General features: G+C 43.1%; 21 protein-coding genes and 1 riboswitch. Of the genes, 7 read left to right on the top strand and 14 right to left on the bottom strand.

The window, feature by feature from the left end:
• Positions 1 to 51 precede the first annotated feature (51 nt).
• Both gloA2 and CN378_RS10720 read right to left on the bottom strand, forming a co-directional pair.
• Positions 52 to 438: an SMU1112c/YaeR family gloxylase I-like metalloprotein gene (gene gloA2, locus CN378_RS10725; RefSeq protein WP_098351887.1), complete on the bottom strand. Its 387-nt coding sequence runs from the start codon at positions 436 to 438 to the stop codon at positions 52 to 54.
• 69 nt (positions 439 to 507) lie between these two features.
• Positions 508 to 1,434 carry a manganese-dependent inorganic pyrophosphatase gene (locus CN378_RS10720; protein WP_098351886.1) on the bottom strand — a complete coding sequence of 309 codons (927 nt, stop codon included), beginning with the start codon at positions 1,432 to 1,434 and terminating at the stop codon, positions 508 to 510.
• A gap of 177 nt (positions 1,435 to 1,611) precedes the next feature.
• Between CN378_RS10720 and CN378_RS10715 the strand changes: the two genes are divergently transcribed.
• From CN378_RS10715 to CN378_RS10705, 3 genes are read left to right on the top strand one after another with little or no spacing between them, the layout of a single operon-like run.
• On the top strand, positions 1,612 to 1,875 hold the full coding sequence (locus CN378_RS10715) for a hypothetical protein (protein ID WP_098351885.1): 264 nt from the start codon (positions 1,612 to 1,614) through the stop codon (positions 1,873 to 1,875).
• Between the two features lie 28 nt (positions 1,876 to 1,903).
• Positions 1,904 to 2,656, top strand: a complete 753-nt coding sequence (locus tag CN378_RS10710) for a plasmid pRiA4b ORF-3 family protein (protein ID WP_098351884.1) — start codon at positions 1,904 to 1,906, stop codon at positions 2,654 to 2,656.
• Between the two features lie 36 nt (positions 2,657 to 2,692).
• Positions 2,693 to 3,484 (top strand): SDR family oxidoreductase, encoded by a 792-nt coding sequence (locus CN378_RS10705; RefSeq protein ID WP_098351883.1) that lies wholly within the window; start codon positions 2,693 to 2,695, stop codon positions 3,482 to 3,484.
• A 92-nt stretch (positions 3,485 to 3,576) separates the two neighbouring features.
• Here CN378_RS10705 and CN378_RS10700 read toward each other — a convergent pair whose 3' ends face one another.
• On the bottom strand, positions 3,577 to 5,583 hold the full coding sequence (locus CN378_RS10700) for a penicillin-binding transpeptidase domain-containing protein (RefSeq protein WP_098351882.1): 2,007 nt from the start codon (positions 5,581 to 5,583) through the stop codon (positions 3,577 to 3,579).
• 324 nt (positions 5,584 to 5,907) lie between these two features.
• On the opposite strand from CN378_RS10700, the gene trhO reads away from it, so the two are divergent.
• Both trhO and CN378_RS10690 read left to right on the top strand, forming a co-directional pair.
• Entirely contained in the window at positions 5,908 to 6,873 is a 966-nt protein-coding gene (gene trhO / locus CN378_RS10695; RefSeq protein ID WP_098351881.1) for an oxygen-dependent tRNA uridine(34) hydroxylase TrhO, read from the top strand.
• A gap of 325 nt (positions 6,874 to 7,198) precedes the next feature.
• A complete protein-coding gene (locus tag CN378_RS10690; protein WP_098351880.1) occupies positions 7,199 to 8,392 on the top strand; it encodes a C40 family peptidase in 1,194 nt (397 codons plus the stop codon).
• 50 nt (positions 8,393 to 8,442) lie between these two features.
• Here CN378_RS10690 and CN378_RS10685 read toward each other — a convergent pair whose 3' ends face one another.
• The 4 genes from CN378_RS10685 to CN378_RS23130 all read right to left on the bottom strand — a co-directional run bounded on the left by CN378_RS10685 (position 8,443) and on the right by CN378_RS23130 (position 14,637).
• The gene (locus tag CN378_RS10685) at positions 8,443 to 9,720 is read right to left on the bottom strand and encodes a DUF3221 domain-containing protein (protein ID WP_098351879.1); all 1,278 of its coding nucleotides are present in this window, start codon (positions 9,718 to 9,720) and stop codon (positions 8,443 to 8,445) included.
• A gap of 152 nt (positions 9,721 to 9,872) precedes the next feature.
• A complete protein-coding gene (locus tag CN378_RS10680) occupies positions 9,873 to 10,658 on the bottom strand; it encodes a hypothetical protein (RefSeq protein ID WP_098351878.1) in 786 nt (261 codons plus the stop codon).
• Between the two features lie 125 nt (positions 10,659 to 10,783).
• Positions 10,784 to 13,990, bottom strand: coding sequence for a chitobiase/beta-hexosaminidase C-terminal domain-containing protein (locus tag CN378_RS10675; protein WP_257141098.1), 3,207 nt, complete (start codon positions 13,988 to 13,990; stop codon positions 10,784 to 10,786).
• Positions 13,991 to 14,208: 218 nt separating this feature from the next.
• Entirely contained in the window at positions 14,209 to 14,637 is a 429-nt protein-coding gene (locus CN378_RS23130) for a VanZ family protein (RefSeq protein WP_098351877.1), read from the bottom strand.
• 270 nt (positions 14,638 to 14,907) lie between these two features.
• On the opposite strand from CN378_RS23130, the gene CN378_RS10665 reads away from it, so the two are divergent.
• Entirely contained in the window at positions 14,908 to 16,374 is a 1,467-nt protein-coding gene (locus CN378_RS10665) for a zinc ribbon domain-containing protein (protein WP_142323593.1), read from the top strand.
• Between the two features lie 102 nt (positions 16,375 to 16,476).
• Here CN378_RS10665 and CN378_RS10660 read toward each other — a convergent pair whose 3' ends face one another.
• The 3 genes from CN378_RS10660 to CN378_RS10650 are packed head-to-tail and all read right to left on the bottom strand — an operon-like array spanning position 16,477 to position 20,082.
• Entirely contained in the window at positions 16,477 to 17,928 is a 1,452-nt protein-coding gene (locus CN378_RS10660; protein ID WP_098351875.1) for a TcaA NTF2-like domain-containing protein, read from the bottom strand.
• A gap of 14 nt (positions 17,929 to 17,942) precedes the next feature.
• The gene (locus CN378_RS10655; protein WP_098351874.1) at positions 17,943 to 19,586 is read right to left on the bottom strand and encodes a zinc ribbon domain-containing protein; all 1,644 of its coding nucleotides are present in this window, start codon (positions 19,584 to 19,586) and stop codon (positions 17,943 to 17,945) included.
• 10 nt (positions 19,587 to 19,596) lie between these two features.
• Entirely contained in the window at positions 19,597 to 20,082 is a 486-nt protein-coding gene (locus tag CN378_RS10650; protein WP_098351873.1) for a zinc ribbon domain-containing protein, read from the bottom strand.
• Positions 20,083 to 20,384: 302 nt separating this feature from the next.
• Between CN378_RS10650 and CN378_RS23075 the strand changes: the two genes are divergently transcribed.
• The gene (locus tag CN378_RS23075; RefSeq protein ID WP_306471858.1) at positions 20,385 to 21,539 is read left to right on the top strand and encodes an SEC-C metal-binding domain-containing protein; all 1,155 of its coding nucleotides are present in this window, start codon (positions 20,385 to 20,387) and stop codon (positions 21,537 to 21,539) included.
• A 90-nt stretch (positions 21,540 to 21,629) separates the two neighbouring features.
• Here the strand turns inward: CN378_RS23075 and CN378_RS10640 are convergent, their stop codons facing one another.
• From CN378_RS10640 to CN378_RS10625, 4 genes are all read right to left on the bottom strand, one after another.
• Positions 21,630 to 22,445 carry a MetQ/NlpA family ABC transporter substrate-binding protein gene (locus CN378_RS10640; protein ID WP_098351871.1) on the bottom strand — a complete coding sequence of 272 codons (816 nt, stop codon included), beginning with the start codon at positions 22,443 to 22,445 and terminating at the stop codon, positions 21,630 to 21,632.
• A 21-nt stretch (positions 22,446 to 22,466) separates the two neighbouring features.
• On the bottom strand, positions 22,467 to 23,132 hold the full coding sequence (locus CN378_RS10635) for a methionine ABC transporter permease (protein ID WP_098351870.1): 666 nt from the start codon (positions 23,130 to 23,132) through the stop codon (positions 22,467 to 22,469).
• On the bottom strand, positions 23,122 to 24,135 hold the full coding sequence (locus CN378_RS10630; RefSeq protein WP_098351869.1) for a methionine ABC transporter ATP-binding protein: 1,014 nt from the start codon (positions 24,133 to 24,135) through the stop codon (positions 23,122 to 23,124). Before CN378_RS10630 ends, CN378_RS10635 begins: the two co-directional genes overlap by 11 nt.
• A 69-nt stretch (positions 24,136 to 24,204) precedes the next feature.
• A riboswitch (SAM riboswitch) is annotated at positions 24,205 to 24,310 on the bottom strand.
• Positions 24,311 to 24,518: 208 nt separating this feature from the next.
• The gene (locus tag CN378_RS10625; protein WP_098351868.1) at positions 24,519 to 24,737 is read right to left on the bottom strand and encodes a DUF2922 domain-containing protein; all 219 of its coding nucleotides are present in this window, start codon (positions 24,735 to 24,737) and stop codon (positions 24,519 to 24,521) included.
• Positions 24,738 to 24,769 lie beyond the last annotated feature (32 nt).

Raw genomic sequence — 24,769 nt, 5'->3', positions numbered from 1 at the left:
GGCACTTCTCCTTGTGGGAAGTGCTCTTTTTTTGAGGGACGGACCTCAAAACTACCTTTCGTATATTTCCAATGGAAGTCCATCGGGATCTTCAAAGAAGGTGAACTGTTTATGGGTATAAGGATCTGTCCTAATTTCTTCAGTTATAATGCCTCTTTCATTCAGTTCCTCCACAGACGCCTTAAGATCATCCACTTCAAAAGCTAAATGACGAAGTCCTTGCGCTTCAGGATAACTCGGCCTTTCAGGAGCATCAGGGAACGAAAAGAGTTCAATAATATATTCACCGTTTAACATAAGGTCGAGTTTATAGGAATCTCTTTCTTCTCTGTAGATCTCCTGCTTGATCTCAAAGCCAAGTTTATTGACGTAAAAGTCTTTAGATTTCGCAAAGTCCGAGCAAATGATCGCGATGTGGTGGATTTTTTTGAAGTTCATTTAATCGTCTCCCTTTCTTCACTAACGCCTAAAAAAAGGAGCAGTCCAAAGACTGCTCCTTCACCATCATTATTTCATCGCATCCGTCAACACAGGTACGATCTGCTTCTTACGGGATACCACGCCTTTTAATAGGGCCGTGTTGTTTTGAAGTGTGACGTTGAACGCCTTCTCCACTTCAGCCGCTTTGCTTCCAAGGGCAAGAGCCGTTGAGTCGTTTTCCAGGATGTCCGTCACGACAAGAAGGAACAGATCCAGTCCTTTTTCCTTGATCATCGTTTCCATGGCCGCTTCGACTTCTGGCTGACGTCCGAATACGTCATTCACATCGACAACGTTGATTTGAGCCACTTCCACTTTCGCGGTACCCATGGAGAATTCTTTGGCATCAAGGGTCACAAGTTCAGCGACTGATTTTGTGCTCATGTTGGCGCCTGCCTTCAGCATTTCCAGACCGTATACTTGTGGGTCAACTCCTGCGATTTCAGCCAGTTCATTTGCTGCCGCTACATCTTCGTCCGTGCATGTTGGAGATTTGAATAACAGAGAGTCCGAGATGATAGCGGAAAGCATCAATCCAGCCATTTCCTTCGTGACCTCCACTCCTTTTTCCTTGTAGATCTTATTTAAGATCGTTGCTGTACATCCAACCGGCTCAGCACGGTAATAAAGGGGATCTGAAGTTTCAAAGTTCGCGATGCGGTGATGATCGATGACTTCAAGAACGCGTACTTCTTCGATGTCTTCAGCACTTTGCTGGCGCTCGTTGTGGTCAACCAGGATGACCGTATCCGTCTCAGCCGCAACCTTTTCTACCAAACGTGGTGCTTGGACTTTAAAGTAATCAAGGGCATACTGTGTTTCACCGTTTACTTCACCTAGACGAACCGGCTCCACGTCCATCCCGATTTTTGATTTCAAATCAGCATAAACCAGTGCCGATGTGATCGTATCTGTGTCCGGGTTTTTGTGTCCGAAAATTAGTGTTTTACTCATTGATCATTCTCCTAACTCTATGTAATATAGTTCGTTTGTTATCTCTCTTTACATTTTCTTATATTACCATATTTAAAAGCAAAACCGTATGTCCGGATAAGATTTTTTCCAGTGATTGTGAAGGTACTATTCCCAGATTCTGTGTTACAATTATGGCATAAGGAGATGAAAAATGCGATGGATCAGATTTTACAAACCATTAAAGAGTTACAGGAACAAATGACCCGATTTGAATCAAATGTGAATATTCGCTTTGAACGATTGGAAACACGCATGGACGGGTTGGAAAATCGTATGGAGAAACTCGAAAACCGCATGGACAAGCTCGAATCCAGAATGAACGTACTTGAAGAAAACCAGCAGGATACCCAAGACAACATCACAATTTTGGTGAAAGAAAACTGGGATCACAAGAAAGATCTTCACCCCTTATACTATTAGCAACGATGATAACCCAAGGAGGAAAATTATGCTAAATCATGAAGATCTCCTGCAAAGTCTCATCACTAAGCTGAAAACCTCGGAAGTCTATAGAGCATTGCCACCTCAAGACCAGAAAAGACTCCAATCTGCGCTTATCGAACAATTCCACGAACCAGTATTAACTCAAATTCTTCCAAATGGAACTGACCCAATGGTAGAAAGAGAAGTCATACAACCCGTGAAGAAAAAGACCTTTCAGGTGAAAATTTCTTTAAAAGGCGCAAAACCGCCCATATGGAGACGGGTACTCATCCCCAATACTCTTTCCCTCCATCAATTTCATCATGTTATACAAGCTACAATGGGCTGGACTCATTCACATTTATACTCTTTTGATACTGGACATGGTGAGTTTGAATTTCCTCACGAAGAATATGAATTTGATGCAAATCGGACTTATGACTCCAGTAAAGCGATCCTTGGAAATGTGTTGGATGAAGAGAATGATAAGATTTCTTACACCTATGATTTTGGTGACAATTGGCAGCATCAGATCCTCCTCGAGAAAATATCAGAGGATCAAAAATTGAACTTTCCAGTGTGCCTTAAAGGAAAACGAAATTGTCCTATAGAAGATAGTGGGGGCATACATCATTATCAGCATGTATTAGAGGTATTATTAAACCCCTATGAAAAAGATGAGGAAGTGATGTTCTTCAGGGAAAGGTTTGCGGATCACGATCCGGAAGAATTTGACTTGGAAGGAACCAACGCAAGATTAGAAGAAATACAGTTCTAATGCATTTATATTCCCAATTAAATGAGGTGGATGAAAATGGATTTCGGATTAAAAGATAAAGCAGTCATAGTGACCGCATCAAGTAAAGGTTTAGGAAAAGCCACGGCACTGGAACTGGCGAAAGAAGGTGCCCGAGTGCTTATTTCCAGCAGAAATGAAGAAGAGCTTCAAAAGACCGCAAATGAAATCATTGACTTAACCGGGAATCAGCACATTCATTACACGACATGTGATATGACGAAGCCCGAAGATATCCGGTCCCTCTTTGAAGCAGCGGTATCGAAACTGGGTGGAGTGGATATTCTCGTCAACAATACCGGGGGTCCGCCGGCGGGAGGATTTCAAAAGTTCGAGGATGACGATTGGCAATATGCCTTTGAACTGAACCTCCTCAGCTATATTCGAACAATCAGGGAGGTCATTCCTCATATGAAAAGGAATAATGGTGGGCGGATCGTGAATATCGCCTCTTCTTCCACGAAGCAGTCCATTGACGGCCTTATTCTATCTAACACGTTCAGGACCGGAATGGTCGGGTTATCAAAAAGCTTATCAAGGGAACTCGCCCAGGATCATATTCTCATCAACACGGTCGGTCCCGGAAGAATTTCAACGGACCGGGTGGCGGAGCTGGATCAACTAAACGCTGAGAAACGGAATATGACCCTGGACGAGCTGAAGAGCATGAGTGAGAAAGCGATCCCTCTAGGACGATATGGTGAGCCGGATGAGTTCGCCAGGGTGATTGCCTTCCTTGTTTCGGATGCCAATACCTATATAACCGGGCAATCATTGGTCGTTGATGGGGGAATGGTCACAGCCTTATAAACACTTTAATCCCCAAAGGAGGTCTTTGGGGATTTTTTGCGCTTTCCCTTGACCATTGAAAAAGAGAGGAGCATCTGCCCCTCTCTTCCTCTTTATTTCCAACTATCATAAAACTTCTTGGCCACTTGGACGGTATGGGTGCTTCCACCCTCATCCTGAACATCTTCAAGGAGCATGGCAAGAACAATGGACGGGTCATTCTGGTCATAGGAAACGAACACTCCATTTTCCTTGCCTTTCGTTCCCTGCTCCGATTTGATCTCTGCCGTACCGGTCTTACCGGCGATCGCTTTACCTTCTACACTCGCTTTTCCGGCGATGCCTTCTGTGACCACTTTTCGAAAATTCGTTTTCATCATGTCTGCCTGTTCTTTTGAAAGCAGGTCTTTCTTCCACACATTTTGTTCTTCATCCTTCAGGAGTTTTGGTTCCATCATTGTGCCATCGTTGATGATCCCGCCGTATGCACTTGCTATGTGAACGATACTCATCAGCACTTCCCCTTGACCGAAAGCAGAATCGGCCAGCTGGACTTCTTTGGAGATTTCCCCGTCGTTTGAAACCTGTGATTTATAGATCGGGTAAGACATAGGGACCTCTTCGCCAAAGCCGAAATCCTTCAAGCCTGCAATAAATGTCTCGGCACCCATATCCAGTCCGACCCGTGCAAAATAGATGTTATCCGAGAATTTAAGGGCGCTTTCCAAATCCACTTTGCTCTCATTGTCAAAAACTCGGACCACTTTATAATTCCCCCATGACTCATCCTTTTGCCACTTCTTCCCCGGGATATCATAGATTTTTTTAGGATCAAGCTTGCCGGATTTCAGGCCGACGGATGCTGTGATGCCCTTCATTGTGGATCCCGGTGAATAGGCAAGCTGGAATCGGTTCCGGAGCGGTTTTTTCGGATCGTCGGCAAGCTTCTTATATTTTTCTGCAGACATCCCCAAAACGAATTCATTCGGATCATAGGCAGGGGTGCTGACAAGGGCCAGCGCTTCTCCCGTTTGTGGATTGATGGCGGCTGCCGTACCCGCCTCATTCTTCATCTGTGCGTAAATTTTCTTTTGCATCTCGGCATCAATGGTGAGTGTGATGTTTTTCCCATCCTGTACGGGTTGTTCGGCTACGGTGACGGTGTCTTCAGAATCTTTTTTCTTCAGATAAATGCGCTGCCCGTCTTTGCCACGGAGTTGATCTTCATACACTTCCTCTGCTCCGCTTAAGCCCATCAAGGATTGAGTGGTATAGCCTTTGTCTTTCAGCTTCTCCAGTTTCTCTGCTGTAAGCTTTCCAATGTAACCGGTGAGATGGGCGGTGGCTTCTCCGTATGGGTATTCCCTTGCAGGCACCCGTTTGGAGTAAAGCCCGTCCAGTTCAATTACTTCCAATGCGAGAGGACGCTCTTTTAAGGCAATTTTTTTAATTGGGACAAAATAGTCAGGCTTCACCCAGCTTGCGTCCAGTTTACTCTTTATTAGTTCTGGTGATAAATTCAGTAAGGATGACAGCTTGCTCAAATCATTGTCACTGAACTCTTTCGGGACAATCCCTAACTCAAAGGCTTCCCCGTTAACTGCAAGGGGCTGCTGATTCCGGTCGAGGATCTCCCCGCGTTTGGCAGAAATACTTTCCACTCCGACCTTGTCCCCCTTTTCCATTTCCGGCAGGATGAACGAAGGGTCCCAATCCACGAACCAATTTTCATCGTCGTTCTTCTTTTCTTTTGTCAACGTTACATCTTTTTTATACGAAACCTCACCGGCGAGAGTTTTAAACGAAATGGTCATGGGGAACTTGGCTTTTGTTTCTTTATCCCAGTCCACCTCTTTATCAGGCTTTTTGAAGGTTACTTTTACATCCTTCACTTCCAGATCTTTATAGATGTCTTTATATCTTGTAATGAAATCTTCTTTTTTGTATGTATCTTTGGTTGAAGTCTGTACGTAGTCTGAGAACATACTATCAAACTTCCCTTTATTCCAAAGATCCGCGTATTCCTGCAGCCGATCATCCGGCTGAACCTTTTCCTGACAACCTGCGACCATTAGAGTGAGTGCAACAAAGAGACCAAGCAGCATGAATTTTTTGAGCATATGTAGTGACACCCCTTGTTTATTTTCTTGTTAGTTTCATTGTTTCAAATCCTATCCATTTTTACAAATTTAATGTATTTATATTCTTTAGTAAGGCATGTCCTTAAGGAGTTCACCCTGAATTTGTCACATCTCCCTCAGATACCGCCACAATGACCCTTCCAACCCAATATCCACCACCTTTTCCTCACAATCCCCATCTTTTCTCCCCCACATATGATGCAATTTCATAAAAATTTGTTATAATAGTACATCGTAAGAGTAATAAGGAACTGAATCCTAAGATTATATCTTGCAAATATATATCGATAGGTGGAAATAAACATGAGAGATTACCGAGTACTACTGTATTACAACTATGTAGACATTGAGAACCCGGAGGAAGTCACTGCCCAGCACAAACAACTGTGCTCGGACCTTGGCCTGAAGGGACGCATCCTGATTTCATCTGAAGGAATCAACGGAACATGCTCAGGAACGATCGAGCAGACGGATGCGTATATGGAAGCGATGAGACAGGATCCTCATTTCAAGGACACTGTATTCAAGATCGACGAAACAGACGGTCATGCGTTCAAGAAATTAAAAGTGAAGCATCGTCCAGAGCTTGTGACTCTTCGTCTTGAGGATGACGTAAATCCGAATGAGCTTACTGGTGAATACCTTGAGCCAAAGGATTTCTTTGAACAGATCCAGCGGGAAGATACAATCCTTCTTGATGCACGTAACGACTATGAATATGAATTGGGACACTTCAGAGGAGCCGTGAAGCCGGATATCAAAAACTTCCGTGACCTCCCGAACTGGGTCCGCGACAATAAAGATAAATTAGAAGGCAAGAAAATCATCACGTATTGCACTGGTGGTATCCGCTGTGAAAAATTCTCAGGCTGGTTAGTAAAAGAAGGCTTTGAGAATGTTGCACAACTGCACGGAGGTATCGCAACTTACGGTAAAGACCCTGAAGTAAAAGGTCAACTGTGGGACGGTCAGCTTTACGTATTCGACGAGCGCATCGGTGTTCCTGTCAATCAGACAGAGCACGTTGTCGTAGGGAAAGATTTCTACACTGGCGAACCTTGCGAGCGCTACGTAAACTGTGCACACCCACCTTGTAACCGAAAGATCCTTTGCTCCGAAGAAAATGAGCATAAATATATGAGAAGCTGCTCACATGAGTGCCGCACGAGTCCTGAAAACCGCTATGTTATGGAACATGGTTTGACGGAAGAAGAAGTGGCAGAGCGTTTGGCAGTGATTGAGCGCGAAAAGGAAACAGCTAAGGTTTAATTGAATATACAGTACAAAACGCTTGGAGAAATCTCCAGGCGTTTTTTTCATCCATTTATTGCTTTAAATCTCTCACTCCTCATACACCCATCTTCACTTAAAAAACTCAGGGTCTTTAATTAGAGCCAGAAACTCCTTCTTTAGAATCTTCACATATAAAGAAATAACATGATATATAATCCCTTTTTCCTACCCTAACTTTCAAAAAATTTAGACTTCCCAACATTCTTTTATGATATATTCTAATTAATACTATAATCTTCCACTATATGATAAAAGATGTCGGAATCAACCAATATTCCATGTTGAAAAGGAGAACAGACAATTGAAAAAAGCGATCGTAACAGTGACGACAACGGCAATTTTATCTTCCAGTTTCATTGCACATGCTTCAGCCAGCACCCATAAAGTCGAGTTTGGAGAATCTTTATGGTCGATCTCAAAAAAATATAATACAAATGTGAATGATTTAAAAGCATTGAACAACTTGTCGAGAGATGCTATATTTCCAAACCAAGTGCTAAAGATTGTCCAAACAAGCTCTCTTCCTCAAACCAAACCAAAAACTGATCTGCCTAAACCCATCACTGTGCAAACCAGATCATATGAGGTTAAGTCCGGTGATACTCTTGGAAAGATCGCAAACTTACACTCTATGTCTGTTACAGAACTGATGAAACGCAATAATTTGACTAATCATTTGATATTTCCAGGACAGAAACTGAGTGTATCGAACAGTTCTTCATCACCCGATACATATGAACCGAGTCAGCCCGTTACTCAGCAAACAGCTACATACACAGTAAAATCAGGTGATACTTTATCCCATATCAGCGCAGGGCTTGGCATGACTATTCAGCAGATTAAAGATCTGAATGGTTTGACAAAGGATACGATTTATATCGGTCAGCAGTTGAAAACAGTCAATACGACAGTTGGCCAAACGGAAGAGAAACACACCATTCCCGAAACGACGACAGAAACCAGGAAATATACCGTACAGCCTGGAGATTCTTTATCAGCCATCGCCAATCGATTTACAGTCTCTTTACAGGACTTAAAAACATGGAATAGCTTAACGAATGATCGCATTTTCGCTGGTCAGGTTCTTTCTATTGGTCGTTCTATCAATTCTTCCACCCCCGGAAGTTTGCCACAGAGCAGTACTGATGTAATCACTCAGGCAAAATTACTACTAGGCACTCCTTATGTATGGGGTGGCACGACACCTGCGGGCTTTGATTGCAGCGGATTCATTTATTACGTCCATAAGCAGGCCGGCCAAACAATGAAAAGGTACTCTAGTGAAGGCTACTACAGCCGGTCCTATTATGTTGACAGTCCAAAAGCCGGCGATTTAGTATTCTTTGAGAATACCTATAAAAAGGGAATCTCCCACCTGGGGATATATTTAGGCGATAATCAATTCATCCATGCAGGTGACAACGGCGTCGAGATTACTAGTTTGAGTGACTCATATTGGAGCTCCAAGTTTGATGGATTTAAGAGATTGTATTGATGATAAAAGAGTTCGTGGAGATCGAGTCCATGAACTCTTTTTCTGGTTACCTACATTTTCTCATCAGGGATGACAACCTCGATTACTTCTTTATCCCTGACGAAAATAATGGTCCACTGATCTGCTTTTTTATTATAAGACAGGTCCCGGATTGAAAGGATATGATGGTTTTGATTATCCTCCGCTTTTTTGATCCCCAACTGGACCACTTTGGATTCCGACAAATCTGCTTGATGAGGCTTATATTCCGGAAGAACGTCCACATAGAGAGCCGTTCCTTGACCAGGATAGGATTCCATGATGGGTCCGGATGCTTCTACTTTCACCCTTTGGCCAACGTGTAATTTTTGAGAGGCTTTTGGAAACTTATATCTTGTAGCTGAATAAAATTCCTTCTCGCCTCCCGTTTCACTAAAGTCCGTTGACTGAGCAGAAATAAGCAGCATACCCTTATCTCCAAGACTCATAACGTATTCTCCTTCTTTTGAAGGATTCTTTGAGTATGTTTCTTCAGGATAAGTTGTGTCCTTCTCTCCTTTCTTAGGAACAAGCCTACCTTGCTGATGAAAGACAACCTTCCGAGTTGGAAAAGCATTAGACAATCCTTTTTTTTGCTCTTCAGTGAGAAAGTTATGTTCAATTTCAATATTCCCGGTTATGGTGTCCACCGATACTCCACCAGCTAAGCGATCCGGTGTCTCATGATTTTTTACAATAGCCCTCACTTTTTCATTTACTTTATCCGTTAAAAGGTTGTTCTCAGCTGTCGTATAAGGAGTATAGAAAATATGAAGATATTTTGCTTTTATTTCTCCAGCATCTATCTTCTTCTGCATTTCTGTTATGAATTTTTTCAATCTGTCATCTGGTTCTTTAATGCCAATCCAGAATCCAGATTGCTCCGCTCCCATGCTCTTTCTATCATAAAAGACAACTCCCGCTTCATCTAAACCTTTGTAACCTTCATATATTTCTTCCAGGAGCGGTATAACCGTCTTTCCAACAACGGTTTGAATAGCCATTTCAATTGCTTGATCATCAGTGGGTTTTCCGTATAAACCTTGTTTGAAGTCATCGCTTTCTTTTACTTTTTGTACAGTTTGATTCCATTTTGGTGTTTCTTCTACTGTTTGTTCAAGTTTGGCAATGATATTTCGCTCACTTACGGTCTCAATGGTTTTCCAACCAGAATTATTTGGGGTTATGGCGGATTGGGTTTGATCATCTTTTCGGCTTTGATCGCCTGTTCCAACTTTATTAGCGCTTCCACAAGCCGATAAGGATAAAAACGTCACGGTTATGAGAAAATATGTTAGTTGTTTTTTCATATAATCATCCTTTTTTCCTTAGGTATAAAAATCCCTAGCGCATAGAGGGTAAAGATTATTTTCATTTTGAACAGAGTTTAGGGGAGAATCATTCTCTCCTCCCTTTCTATTAAGATCCTTTAGACTCACTCACCTAGGTTGTTTTTAAGTCATTAATTTGGGTGAAATGTTTTTTCCGCATTTTCAGGAATATGCATTTCTTGATGATAAAAGATAATTTTCCGATTAGGAAAAGACTTCTCCAAGTCTTTCTTCTGCTCTTCAGTCAGACCATGGTGTCCAATTTCTATGTTTCCAGTATCGGAATTCACTCCAACTACCGAAACGCTTCTTTCTAAGCTACTATCCCCATGTTCTGTTGAAATCTGTTCAATATTATCGTTAACTTCTCTCATCAAATGATTATTTTCACTTTCTGTATGTTGTGTATGGAAAATATTTATTGAATCGGCTTTGATCTCCCCTTCGTCTACCTTTTTTTGAAGTTCTTCCACAAATTTATCCAACCGATTGTCTGGGTCTTTAATGCCTATCCAGAAACCTGCCTTATCAACCTTTTTGTTACTGCTCTCAAAGAATATGACTCCTTCTTTCTCAAATCCACTCCGCCCACCGTAAATATTCTCCAAGAGTGGGATGACGGACTCTATTACTACTGTTTGAATAGCTAATTCTTCAACAAGTCTGTCTCGGCTTTTATTAAAGTGACCAATATTGTAATCCTCTCCCTCTCTTATTTCTTTCACTACTTGGTCCCATTTTGGTGTTTTTTGAACCGTTTGATCGAGTGTGGCAATTATTTCTCGGTTATTCGTGATATTTATTGTTTCAAATGTCTCTTGGTTATTGTTTATTCTTCTATCTTGGTCAACACTATCACAACAAACCACATTCATGACCACCCCAAAAATAAAAATATATCTCCAAAATAATTTCATACACTCTTCCTTTATATTTTTTGGTTATATTGAATATGACGTTTGAAATGGATAATAGTTACAAAACAAAAAAGACAACTACACAATGGTAGTTGTCCATTCATTCACTGAATTAGCCTTACATGTTAAGGTAATAATTGTTTCCATTCCAATAATTTCTTGAACCAAGCCACAAAGTTCTCATACTGACTCAAGAAATCCCACACCTTATCTTTCACATCATGACTCTTCTTGATTTTAATTTGTGCAAGGACTGGATCATGATCACTTGCACGACCATCTTCTTCACTGAAATCAGAGTTGATGTTAATCGTATCGATATCAGCTTTTTTCGCTAAGTTGTTTGAAACCAGGATATGATCGAGCACTTGTGCATTCCCCTGGTAGTTGTATGTGTAACGTTCTGCTGCCGGCAATTTGTTCATCATATCCGTGAGGACGTCACCTTCCAGCGTTTTGATTGGCGCTGAGAATTCGAAGTCGTTCATGTCCCCAAGAACTACGACATTGGCATTCTTCATCTTACTTTCTAACTCGGTCACAAAATCATTTATGACTGTTGCCTGTTTGATGCGTTGTGCCTCACTGCCGAGAACCACTGGATGATCGGCACCGAACAGTGCTCCGTCTCCGCCTTTAGAATTTAAGTGATTGGCGACGACGACAACCTTTTCCCCGTTAAATTCGAATTCTGCCGCCAATGGTTTCCGTGAATCTTCGAATGCCTCATTTGTCGGATCGATGCGTCCAGGGTTGTGAGTCAGTCCATCCTTCGTTACTCCGACTGCCGTGACAGCATCTCCCGCTTGTTTGTCCGTTAATTCCACACGCTCAGGATTGTAGAGGAAACCGACGCGGATATTCCCGCCAGGCTGCCCTCCGTCTGTCTTATCTAATGGATCAATGTTTGTAAATTTATATGTTGGGCCACCCTTTTCTTCGATGGCTTTAATGATCGTCTGGAACGATTCGCTTGCATCCGTTGTTCCATCATCTGTCGGACCGTTATTGTCCTGGACTTCGATCAGACCGACGATATCCGGTTTTTTCATATTTGATACGATGGACTCGGCGATTTTCCCTACTTTATCCGGATCTGTACCAGAGTAGAAATTCTCGATGTTATACGAAGCAACCGTCAATTCGTTTTTCTTTGGCTTGATGGTTGTCACTTGTCGGTCCGTTCCACCATCGACGATCGATGGGAACTCACCAGCCGGGCGGATCTTGAAGTTGCTATAATCATAGCTTACGTTTCCGATGATGGAGCCATCCAGGGTATCACCTGTTTTCGCGTTAATGTTTAATCCATCGACATCAATCAGCATGCGCTCAGGATTATAGTCATCAGGTGTAATCAAGATTCCCCCTGCTCTTGTGCGAAGCTGATCTTCACTTGTATTCACAATGACAGGCAGCTCATCATATTTGACTGGACCTGTTATCGTTGCGTCTGGAATTTCGATCAGCATTCCTTCAAGGCTTTCATAGAAATCAAGACCATCCGTTTCCGGATCGAATGACGTCATTTCATCGTCCTCGATGATTTCCGTTGGCGGTGTGCGGTCTTCACCAATAACAACAGCCTCTGGTACCGGATTGTCAGAAGATACAGTAGTCACTGCAGATGCTGTGATTTGAGTCGTCAGAAGATCTTTGGCGTCTGAGTAACCATCTTCTCTCCACTCTTTCACTTGTCCGGAAACATTCACTTTGTCTCCGACTTTAACGGTATTTCCTTTTGCATAGATATAGATTCCTTCTGAAGTGGCAATATCATCATCAGGATTCTCTTCCTGCATATAAAACGCATTGGAGCCTGCTTTTGCTGTAACAATACCTTCTACATTGGATACATTCATGCTTTCGTAAGGGGAAGTGTGAGAATCACCTTGAATATCATGAATGCTTAACCCATCTGCCGATTTCAAAATTTTGTAGGTGAAAACAGCTACTTCACTCGTTTCGCCATCTTTTGTGACAACTGCTTTAATGGTCGTATTGGATGTCAGTTCGATTGGCGCTGTATATTCCGGGCTTGAAGCAGTTGGTGCCGTTCCATCCGTAGTGTAATGGATGGTTCCATCTGTCGTTGCCGTCTGTAAAGTAACCTTTGTTCCTTCAGTCACGGAGCCTCCCGCAGGATTTGCCGTTACAGAGAAGGCGTTCTCAATGACATCTGTAGAATTACGTGGAACCAATTTGTATTCGTCATAGTTATAATCGACAACTCCGCGAAGGATTTCGTAGGATTTTCCGATTTCCAGAAGGGAGCTATCGCTTGGTTTGATAACGAATTCTCCAGAACTGTCAGTTGCGGTGAAGTTACCGTTGCTGTCTTTCGCTTCCACTGTCACATTGGTAAATTCAACAAGCGTCCCTTCATGCTCTTCCCCATTTTCAGCTGAAAGGTCTGTAGACACAAGTGATGTTGGCGCAGGGATTCCTTTGTCTTCCGTAGTGATTTCCACCTTTGAAGCGGTTGTTTCAATTTGCTGCATGCCATAATAGTCGTTTAATACTCCTTCGGCTGTCACTTCATCACCTGGTTGTGCGGTAAGGCCGTTTCCACGGATAATGACGCCTGCCGTTCCATCTTGAACGAACAGGTTGGTTTGTCCACCTGCTTCAAAGGAAGCTGTTGCGATGCCTTGTACTTTTACCGTTGTGCCTTTAGCAGCTGTACGGGCTTCGGCAATGGTGGAGAGCTCGATTGGCGATGGCTCTGAAGGTGTGTCTCCTGTTAAGTGAGATCCGAGATAAGTAGAAGTATCTTTAGAATATGAGTTCCAGTCAACCTTGGAATCAAAGCTGTCGGTTACATCAACATCACCTGTCACTACTGCATCTTTACGAACAAGGGTGACGTCTATAGCAAAATTGGCAGATGAACCTACTTGTCCAATCGAATCGATGACGGTGTCATTTTTCTTTAATGTAACAGGGTCGTTTCCGTTAAAGTTAATGACCGATCCATTCTCCATATCCGCTTTTGATTTAATGTCTGCAGCGGCACTTGGATGAGCCAGTACGAATACCTCTCCAGCCTTGAGAATCCCTGATAGTTGAAGTTTATTCCCTGCTGTTTCCGCACCATTTGTATGTAATTCCAAGGAGTAGTTTGAAAGATCGATATCTGCACCTGTTCCGTTGTATAGTTCGAGTGCTTTGTTGTAACTTGAACCTTCGATATATTCAGAAATAAAAAGATCCTGAAAAGCTTCGTCAGCAGCAGATACATGATGAGACATGGAAGGTGCTATAAGGCTTAAAGCCATGGTTGAAACAATGAACATATTTAAAGTCTTTCGTGTTACTTTCTTTTGATTCACAACTCTTCCTCCTGTTCACGAATAGTTTACCGGCCTGATGGCCAACACTTTCCATTTTACAACAGGAATTGTCAAAACAAATGTAAATATTGAGTAAATTTGTCCTTTTAGAAAAGATCGTTCTTTTCTCCTGGTTCTATTTACCCTTCATTTCTGCAAAATTGAAGAAAGGGGAGTGGGATTAAAATACAATAATACGTAATACTATCATATGGCGATTATTTATCATGAAAATCTTTATATGCGTATTGCCCCTTAGTAATAATTAAAAATATGGAACAATAAGACAATACCCCCACAGAGTCATACAATACGTCCAATAGGCACCCGGTCCTCGAAAAAAACAATTGTGCAAATTCGGTTGCGAAAGCAAAGGAGCATCCAATCGTGAAGACAAATTTGAATGTATAAGTGACCCTGCGTAAGAGGAAAGAAAATAAAAAAAAGAACATACCATGTCCCATTTTCTGAAATACATAAGTGGGAGAGTCAAAAGGATAACTGCTGAAATCTAAGAACTTACTAAAATCGGGATGAGGATTCCATTGAAAATATAGCTGTCGATAAAATATAAAATCCTGGACACTCTTTGTACACGTCAGGATAAAGATCAATACACCAAACAACAAAACCGCTAATACCCTCATCTGAATTTCACCTCCCTCCACATCCTTACCTTAATAAGAGATATTTATAATGAGTATAATGAGGGACGGACCTCCGCATTTTCATACGGAAGCCCGTCCCTATAATGTTCTCCACAAATTTTGAGTGATTTTGGATGTCCGTCCCTCTTCCCCGCTTAAAACATTTAGTCATATTTGCTTATATTTTTTGTATTAATTAGATATAGAAAATAAAGATGGGGATTGGTTGGGTACTTTTTCTGTTAACGTTTTTTCATGAGGAGGAATGGGATGAAATTTTGTACTCAGTGTGGGAGCTCTATAGCTGATGATAAATCGTTTTGTGTGAATTGCGGTGAGCCTGCTCCCTTGTCGACTTTTGTTCCATTGGAAAACGGGGAAGAAAACCGGCTTTGCCATATTTGTGGAGAAGAAATATCGCCACATGTGGAATGTCAACGTTGTACCTCACGGCAATTAGATAAGCCCAAAACCAACAGATCACGTTCTGCCTCTACCAAGCGATGGCCCATTTATGCAGGGATATTTGCCGTATTAATCCTCGCGTCAGGAGGATGGCTCTACTTTTATGTGCATAAAGCTTCTTCACCTTCCATAGCAACAGAACCCTTTATACAAGCTTTAAAAGACGGAGACGCCGCTGCTCTTTCAGATGAAGTGATCAATCTCCAGACCGGAAAGTATGTAAGTGAGTCATCTATGAAAAAACTGATCACCGACCTTCAAGCATCACCGGAAACACTCACCAACATCATTAAAAATATAAAAAGCCAAGAAGTTGCCCCCAATACCGAACCCTACCTGTTCAAACTTACAAAATCACCTCAAAAGAAGTGGCTGCTCATCGACCAATACACCATCTCCCTTATTCCTGTCTCATTCACCATACAAGCAGACAAAGACGCACACATTTTCCTCAATGAAAAGAAAATCACCGGTTCAGGGACGGACCTTCAGAAGGTAAAAGATGTGCCCCCCGGAACGTATACCGTAAAAGCGGTGAAAAATGGTGAGTACGGAAAATCCGAAACGTCCGAAACGGTCACTATTTGGCAAACCACCACAATTCCTATTTCCATCTTATTCAAGGAGGATTACGTAACGGTTTCTTCAAGCTTCAAAGGAGCCGAAGTGTTTTTGAATGGAAAACGGTATGGGGAGATTGGTGATACTCCATTAAAGATTGGACCGATTGCTTCAGATGAGCCGGTCACGATAAGCGGAACGTTTACTTATCCGTGGGGAGATGTGTACAGCGGAGACATAGCGGCAAATGCCTCTGAAGAGATTACCCTTGATTTCCCTTTAGACACAACCGCTGTATTGGAAGAGCTCCGTGATGATATCATCACATACAATACCTCTTATATAGAATCGATTACGTATCTTAATTCCTCTGCCTTACGAAACGTTAAAGGCGTGTTGCTTCAAGAGAATATCGATACCGTCAAGAACCTCCAGAAACGAAGCGTTACGTATGGAGGACGATTGGAAAATATGATTTTTGATAAAAAATCCTTTTCATTAAAAGAAGCTCGCGGACTCTACAAAGCCACAATAAATGTAGAAGAGAGATACGCAAGCAGATGGAATGACCCTCAAGATCCTGACGCAGCCATCACCACACCGAAGCAATATTTTTATACCTACTACTGCGAATACAACACCGAGAATGGAAACTGGGATGTCGTCGACTCCACTGAACATAAATCCTTAACCATCCAGGAGCCATTTTGATAAAAGCCGCCAGCGGGGATGTCGCTGGCGGCTTTCTTTTTTGAGGGACGGACCTTCATAAGAAAAAGAAGCACAGAGACACGGCGGTTTCCCTGCTCCTTCTTACTGTTCAACCGTTTCTATCAATTGATATACACCGAACTGCTTCATTGTTCTTTTCAAATGAAAGGTTTCCCTGAAATCCTTTATTTCTGTTGTACCGTCATTATAATAGATTTCATAAGACGTACTCGCGGTCACCTCATAATTTTCCCCGTCAAGTCGATCGATCTCGATTAAATCGACAGCTACTACTGATTCCTTTATATTTTTCCCTTGAAGATACTGAGCGTAGTCCACCAGTTCAAGGTAGGCGGGACTATCTGTAAATGTATAGCGTTGTACAGAAGTGAAATCACCCGTATTAATGGCTTCCACTGAAGCGTAAAAGTAGTTTTCTAACGTGTAAAATAATTCATCGACCTCTTGTTCAAGCACGGCTGGTGGTCTCCCCGCTTCAGATTGCCCGGTGGAATCGTCCGTTTGAGACACTGGGAATTCCTGCCTTAGCCGAGGCTCCTCTTCTTTTTCTTCTTCAAATTCCAACGAAATCTCTTCTTCCCCATTAAATGCAACGACGTTACTGATGAGGTCCGTCCCTCCAGATTCTTTGTAAACAGCATGAAAGCTTAAGGAAGCGTCTTGGGGAACTTCATTTAGGGTTGAGTTCATCTCTTTTATGCTCTTACCTGTACTTTTTCCATTTACATATAGAATCGCATCCTCGTGATTGGTCGCAATCCGAACGTCACTTACTTGGAAGTGAATGTCCGATACAATTTTGTTAGCCTTGCCACTCAGGGGATTTGTTTCATACGGTACCGTTTGACTGCCATACTTACCCTTGAAGGAGGCTGTTCCAGAAAGTTTCCTTGGAATGATAAGGACAGGCTCTTCTTCCCCTGTTGATAAGTGGAGCTTTTCACCCTCTACTTCAACCTCTACATCACCTTTACCGATATTGGTCGCAAATGATTGTTGAAACGGAACAATTTCTATCTTTGCCTGCTTGTAAATCCCCCATTTCTTATCACCTCTGTCAATTGTAAAAATAACATTCCCCTTTTCATCCTTGATTTTAAAAGCAAGATTCGTCCGACGCGTTTCCTTCCAGCCTGCATTCAGTTGTTTGCTGAGGTCTATCAACTGATTATTCTCAGAAATATACAGGGAGAAATCCTTCAATGTCTCCTTGTCGATATCCACTTTTTCATTTGATACGGACACTAATCCGGATAATGCCTCCCCATCCCCTTCTTGAATGGCCCGGGTCACCTGCTCAATATAGGATTCAGGAGAGAATGTATGGGCGATAAAAAGATGGGCCCCTACCAGTATTCCCCCCATGAAAAGAGCACAGATGATCGCCACCCTTATCTTCCTGGATCGGGCAGGGGATTCGTTTTCGGTTTCAATATCTTCCACCTTTTCTTTAACCGGGTAGGGTTCCCCGCAATGGATGCAAAAGGCTCTATTTTCATCGATTGGTGATCCACATTGTGTACAGAAGTCCATAGCTTCACCTGCCTTTACCTTCTTAGTTTCCGGATAAACGTGCCGGCGATTGCGAACAAGTAAGAAAACAGAAATCCTCGGATGAAGAGATCGAACGTTGAGAAGCCCATGAACATACTTTGGTTACTTCGTTCTAGTTGGGAACCGTATTTCTGCTCGACTGCTGCTTCAAATCCAAGATCAACCCCCATATTGATGCCTGCTAAAATACAAGCATAAACCAGACTGAATACCGCGATGGTCATGTATTGATTTCCGGATTGCTTAGCAAGTCTATGTCCAACCCATAAACATAGCCCGGCAGGCACCAATACAAATAGCTTCGCCACTAAACTAATCATCCCGATCGTATCCTGGTCCAAAAATGCTAAAAACAGTTCAAATTCACTCTCAAGTTCCTGATTCACCCCGCCAAATGTACTTAAAGAACCGTTCATCCCCTCCCCTTCACTGCCTTTAAAGATGAATGTAAAAGGAGCTAAGTGGGACAAATTCAATACGACTTGGCTAATTTGCAATGATAATAGAGAAACGATTGCAACTGTCTTTTCGGCCAGTTCACCAATCGGGAGATCGATGAAGTCAAACTCCAGCCACTCTTTTACTTGAGTCAGTTTCGTGCTGACAAAAATAAGTACGATGATGAAAATGGCCCCCATCCCTTTAATGGGAGCTGATATACCATGTAGGATGGAGGTGCCGAATGGAATTTCCCCGGAGAACTGCTTAGCTGTTTTCCTGACACCGGAATGGATGAAAATCCCCAACATACTAAAAAGGAATGCTAAAGCAAAGCCCCCACATAATGCTCCCAGAAATGAGTAATCCATTGAAATATTTAAAGATCCTGTAAATAATTCATTATTGGACGTCAGCTTATACGAAAAGCCAACGAATAAGGTTAGGAGTGCCAATACAAGAGAATAAACAATGGCGATACCTGCAGCTTGAAACACCTTTTCCAATATGGACTCTTTCTTTCTTATAGAACTCATCACATATCCTGCGATAATCAGGCATAGCACAGGAATACAAAGGACAATCAGGAACCCTCCGAACAATTCAGCAGAGCTTTCCATAGTAGATCGATCCCCATCAAAAACCTTCCCATTAAAACTTCCGTTTACTGTGGGGTTTAACAGATGGGTCATGAGCATGACGTCCCCTGCGGAGAAGAGCTTATCAAGCTCGGGCATGACGTCTCCCGTTTCTGCGGTGATATCCTCTAAGGCCCAAATGATACCTGAGTCACTCAGCGCTTCTTGAGTTACGTCATTAAAAAACCCCTGAATATCTTTTGACAGAAAAAATGAAATGGTAAACAACATAGCAAAAGCAATCAACACGGGTAAAAAAGCATGTTTAATATACTGAAATTGAAAACCTGATAATGAGATTCTTCTTTGAGTTAGGGAAGCAGCAGCTTTCTCCTCGGACATCCCACCGGCGGGCATACTATCTTCACTATACTTCAATAGGGAATTCCCACAGCCCTTGCAATAATTCTCTCCAGTCGACGAGGAAGAACCGCAATCCGAACAATAAACGGATGAAGGTCTTAACACGAACCGGCTCGTATACTCCTGTAGTCTCGTTCCATCAACATGGCAATAATTCGATGTTCCCAGCTGCTCTGCTCCGCACGATTTACAGTACATTCGGTCCCTCCTAATTCTCTTGTTGAACTCCGCAACAAGTACAGTAGCGGGCACTCATTGGAATCTTTTCCTCACAAAAGCCACAAAACTTTTCTTCTTCCATGCGTGTGGCCGCAATTTCAACCTTTTGTCCGCAAGACCCACAAAATTTCATGTCGGAGGTGATGGGAGAACCACATGTACAGCTTTCAGAATCCTGAGTTTGAGAAGTTAATACGTTGATCATTCTCTGAGCTTTAAACATCTCTTTATCATGCTTGGCAATATCCTCGGCATTCTTCAACAGATCACTGTCCTCCAATTCATTTGAACGGATTTTCCGATATGCCGCTTCCCCTAACTCGATCATCAGCTTAGCCCTTGTTTGGGCATGAACCTGGACCTTTTTGCGAAACTGACTCGTTTCCTGGGCTATTTGAATCTTATGCTTTCCCTGCTGCAGGGAATCCTGAAGCTTATTCAATCCCCCGCCGATCTTTGTCTGAAACTCACTCATAAAAACCCTCCCTTGTATTCAATAGCGTTGCACTCAGCAATCCCAAACTCAAAGGAAACCAGACCCATGCATAGCCTCACACACATACAAAAGTCCTGCCATCCTTCTGAAAATAACTATGAAACACAATGGGAATTTATGAGAAAAACATGCGAGAGGGACGGACCTCCGCATTTCCATGCGGAAGCCCGTCCCTTTAACCTTTTATACCTTATTTTGTCGTGATTTCGAGGTCCGTCCCTCTTCCCTTTTCCCATTCCACCCATTACACTGAAGGAAATACTATGATAAAGGATGGTTGGATGAACCGTTTTGTTGAAAGGGTCGAGCCTTATTTTTTGAGCGAGGATCCGTTTGTGCAAAGATATGCGATCGAAATGTTGGAAGGTTCCTATTTGGTTGATGGAGATACATTTTTAATCGGGTTAAAAGCCCATGACCGGGGACGGGTTTCGGAATACTCTTCGCCCGTACTTCCTTACTTGATGTACATGCCATTGAATGAGGAAGGCATGAAAGAGGTAGTCAATCGGTTGAAGAGCCTGAGCAAAAAAGATGCCGACGTGCTCTTCTACATTCAATTAATAGCGAATGCCGAAACAGAATTGCTGATCAAGTACCGTAACGAAGTCAACCCTTTTCTAGATGAAGGGCAACTGAAAAAGATTGCGAAGCTTCCTGATTTAAAAGATGAGGAATTATTCATGGAGCTTGCTGGTATCATGCATTACCTGGATACGAATGATTATGACCAAGTGTATTTCGACCAAGGAAAAAGAATCGTTCACGAGCTGGTAAAGAAAGGCGAAATTAAAAGCTGGGAAGTACAGATTAAGGAAGATGATCTAGTCGGCTTCGAGCTCGTATACACGGTATACATGGCTGGGGAAATCCGTGAAGAGAGCGTGATCCCACAATTGGTGAACCTTTTTAAAAATGAGGAATCAGAAGATTTGTTGTTGGAGGAAGTAGCCAATGCCCTGGTGAAAATCGGGACGGAGCAAGTGGTACAAGAAGTGGAAAAGGTCGCATTGTATGGAAATACTTATTTCTATACCCTTGACGTGCTCGGAAGAATCAAGACCAAAGAAGCGGAACAGGCGTTAATGATATTAATTGATCAGACGGATGATCCCACCGCCAAAACACTGATTGCAGATTACTTATGTCAGCAGCTATCAACTGACGCCATTCCCAAAATCGAAGCACTTATTGAAGAAGGCTATGATGAAAACATGCTTTGTCTGGAAGAATCCCTTTACGTCAACTGTGTCATGAACGAAATCAATCACCCGAAGCTTTCACAGTGGAGGAGTCTCATCGAAGAAGTGGAACAGCATTCATTGGATGAACAACCACTCCTCGTTCCTCAACCCGTTCAAACAGGAGACAAAATCGGACGCAACGACCCGTGCCCGTGTGGAAGCGGGAAGAAATATAAGAAGTGCTGCCTGTAAAAAGAGGGACGGACCTCCGCATTTTCATGCGGAAGCCCGTCCCTATCACGTTTATATGTTCAATTCGTACGAAATATGAGGTCCGTCCCTCTACTCCATCCACTCCGGTTTGCCGAAGCCTTTGAATTCTTGGTCGATGGTTTTTTCGAATTGGTCTGCTTCGACGACGGCTTTGATGTCTTTGGCGAGTTGTGAGTCAACGTCTTTTGTGTTCATTACTACTCGGTTGCGGTATTGGTCAGGCATGTCCTCCAGTTGCAGGGCATCGAGAAGGTCCATATCCGCTGCCAGTGCGTAGTTTCCTGGTACTGCTGATAGATCCACACTGTCCACCGCTCTTGGAAGCTGTGCCGCTTCGATCGGTTTGAATTGCAGGTTTTTCACGTTTTCAGCAATGTCTTTTTCTGATACCGTCAATGGGTCTGTGTCGGGCTTTAACGTGATCAGCTTGGCATCCTCTAAGATCTGGAATGCCCGTGCCGCGTTCGTCGGGTCGTTCGGAATGGCGATGGCACTGCCTTCTTTAATATCATCGATGGAATCGAACTTCTGTGAATAGATTCCCATCGGAGCCGTTGGTACGACAATCACTTCGGATAAGTCCATATTGTGCTGTTTCGCGAAGGTTTCCATGTAGATCTTATGCTGGAAAAGGTTCGCATCCAAGTCTCCCTGTGCCAGTGCGTTGTTCGGCTGTATGTAATCACTGAATTCCTTCACTTCCACCGTGTACCCTTTTTCTTCAAGACCCGGCTTGATGGCTTTTGTCACCATATCACTGTATGGACCGGAAGTCGCCCCGATCGTCACTTCTTTTTTATCTTCTGAGCTTGCTTCTTCTCCGCCGCAGGCAGCCAGTAGGCTCACTGTTAGTGCTAATGCTGCTACTAAAATCCACTTTTTCACTTGTTGTTCCCCCTATAGTAGTTATCGTTTATCGACTAATCGTGCAAATATATCACCCGTATATTGGATGAGCTGGACCAGACAAATCAGGATGACGACGGTGGTGATCATCACCGTGTTGTCATATCGGTAATACCCGAAGCGAATCGCAAGATCCCCGACTCCGCCCCCGCCGACGATGCCGGCCATGGCGGAATAGGCCACTAAACTGATCGTTGTAATCGTGATCGCCTGAATGACGGCAGGCCGGGCTTCCGGCAACAGCACATCCTTAATGATCATCCATGGACTGGCCCCCACTGAAACCGACGCTTCGATGACCCCTTTATCAATTTCCCTGAGCGACGTTTCTACCATTCTCGCAAAAAACGGAATCCCCGCTACCGAGAGGGATACCGATGCCGCCGTCGGTCCGATCGTCGTCCCCGTTAATAGTTTGGTTAATGGTAAAAGGGCTACTAATAAAATAATGAACGGCACCGAGCGGACCATGTTCACGACGAATCCGACCACTTTTTTGATGAAACTATTCTGCAGGAACAATCCCTTGTCTGTGACGAAAAGGAGAATCCCCAATGGTAATCCCACCACAATCGCGACCGCCAGTGAAATCCCCACCATATACACGGTTTCGAAAAAGGCTTTATTCAATTCTGGCAAAATCGAAGTCAATGAATCAGGCAGCATCCTCCAGCACCTCCAGGCTTTGTGTCTTCGCCGTAATATAACGGATCGCGGCTTCTATTTCATCAGGGTGGCCAATCAGTTCCATGATGAAAATCCCAAGTGGAACGTCCTGGATATATTCAATCTTGCCGTGAAGGATATTCCCCTTTACCTTGTACCGTTGAAACACCTCTGATACGACGCTTTCCTCGGCGATCGATCCTTTGAATTGGATCTTGATGAGTTTCCCTTTTCTTGACTCCACAAGATGCGGTGGCAGGTCGAATTGGAGAATTGTCTCAATGAATTGCTTCGTCAAAGGCTGCTTTGGTTCGGCAAACAAGTCATACACCGGACCTTCCTCTACGATCTTCCCGTCCTGCATTACGGCCATCCGGTCGCAAATTTCCTTTACCACTTCCATCTCATGGGTGATGAGCACGATCGTCAATCCTAATTCCTGATTGATTTTTTTCAGAAGTCTCAGGATGGATTTCGTTGTATTTGGATCGAGGGCAGAAGTCGCTTCATCGCATAATAAGACCGACGGGTTGTTCGCTAGGGCTCTCGCTATCCCGACTCTCTGCTTTTGGCCTCCACTAAGCTGGGCAGGATACGCGTCTGCTTTATCAGAAAGACCGACCATCTCTAGGAGCTCGATGACTCTCCGCTTGATCTTTGCCTTCGGTACGTACGCTGCTTTTAATGCAAAAGCGAGGTTATCAAACACCGTTTTGGATTGGATCAAGTGAAAATGCTGAAAGATCATACTCGTTTTCTGTCGTGCGAGTCTTAGCTTTTTGGGTGTGAGCTTCGTGAAATCCTGACCATCAATGATGATTTCCCCTGATGTCGGAGTTTCTAATAGATTCAGACAGCGGATCAGTGAACTCTTCCCCGCCCCGCTGTATCCGACGATCCCGAATATCTCACCCTTTCCAATGGTGACAGAGACGTTGTCGACACCGACCACCGTTTGCTTTTTCGTTTTATACGTTTTGACTAAATTCCGAATCTCGATCAATGTGCACACCCCTTTTTCTCCAATAAAAAATGCCTCTTTCTACTGAAAGAAGCATCGCCTGTTTATCTCGACTTATCTCTCAGAATGAAATCATTCTGCAGGAATTAGCACCGTTCCAATACTGGAGGTTGCCGGACGTCATAGGGCCTGATCCCTCGGTCACTCTGGATAATTGAATGTATGTAATTTTCAAATATTTAATCTTATAGAGGATAATACTGGGTATGGGACGGGAAGTCAATAGGTGATTTTGCAGGTAATTTTATGTAAGCGTTATCTTTATTGTTATTCCAATGGTTACTATTTTCTGAAAAAGTGAACGAAGTGTGCAATCCTTTTCCAAAAACAAAAGCGCCCCCATATAAGAGGACGCTTCCACTCACCTACATCACATCATAATCCGTCACATTCCGCTCTACTATGCGTGCGCCTTCCACACTCACAAACGATCCCGTCGAACTTGCGAATACATTGGTCGCAATCAGATTGTCCATCGCCGCTTTCACGGCGACTGTGTCAATCGGCTCGATCGGGTCATTAATGGAAAGCTTCGCTGACTTCCCCGCTTCCGTTTTGAATTCCAATTCCAGCACTTTTGCCATACTACCTCCTCCTTTCCGATTAGATCTTGATC

This window comes from Bacillus sp. AFS015802 (assembly GCF_002561455.1).
Lineage (GTDB): Bacteria > Bacillota > Bacilli > Bacillales > Bacillaceae_B > Rossellomorea.
Note: the sequence above shows the minus strand (reverse complement) of the source record. Positions and strands in the feature narration are given on the sequence as shown.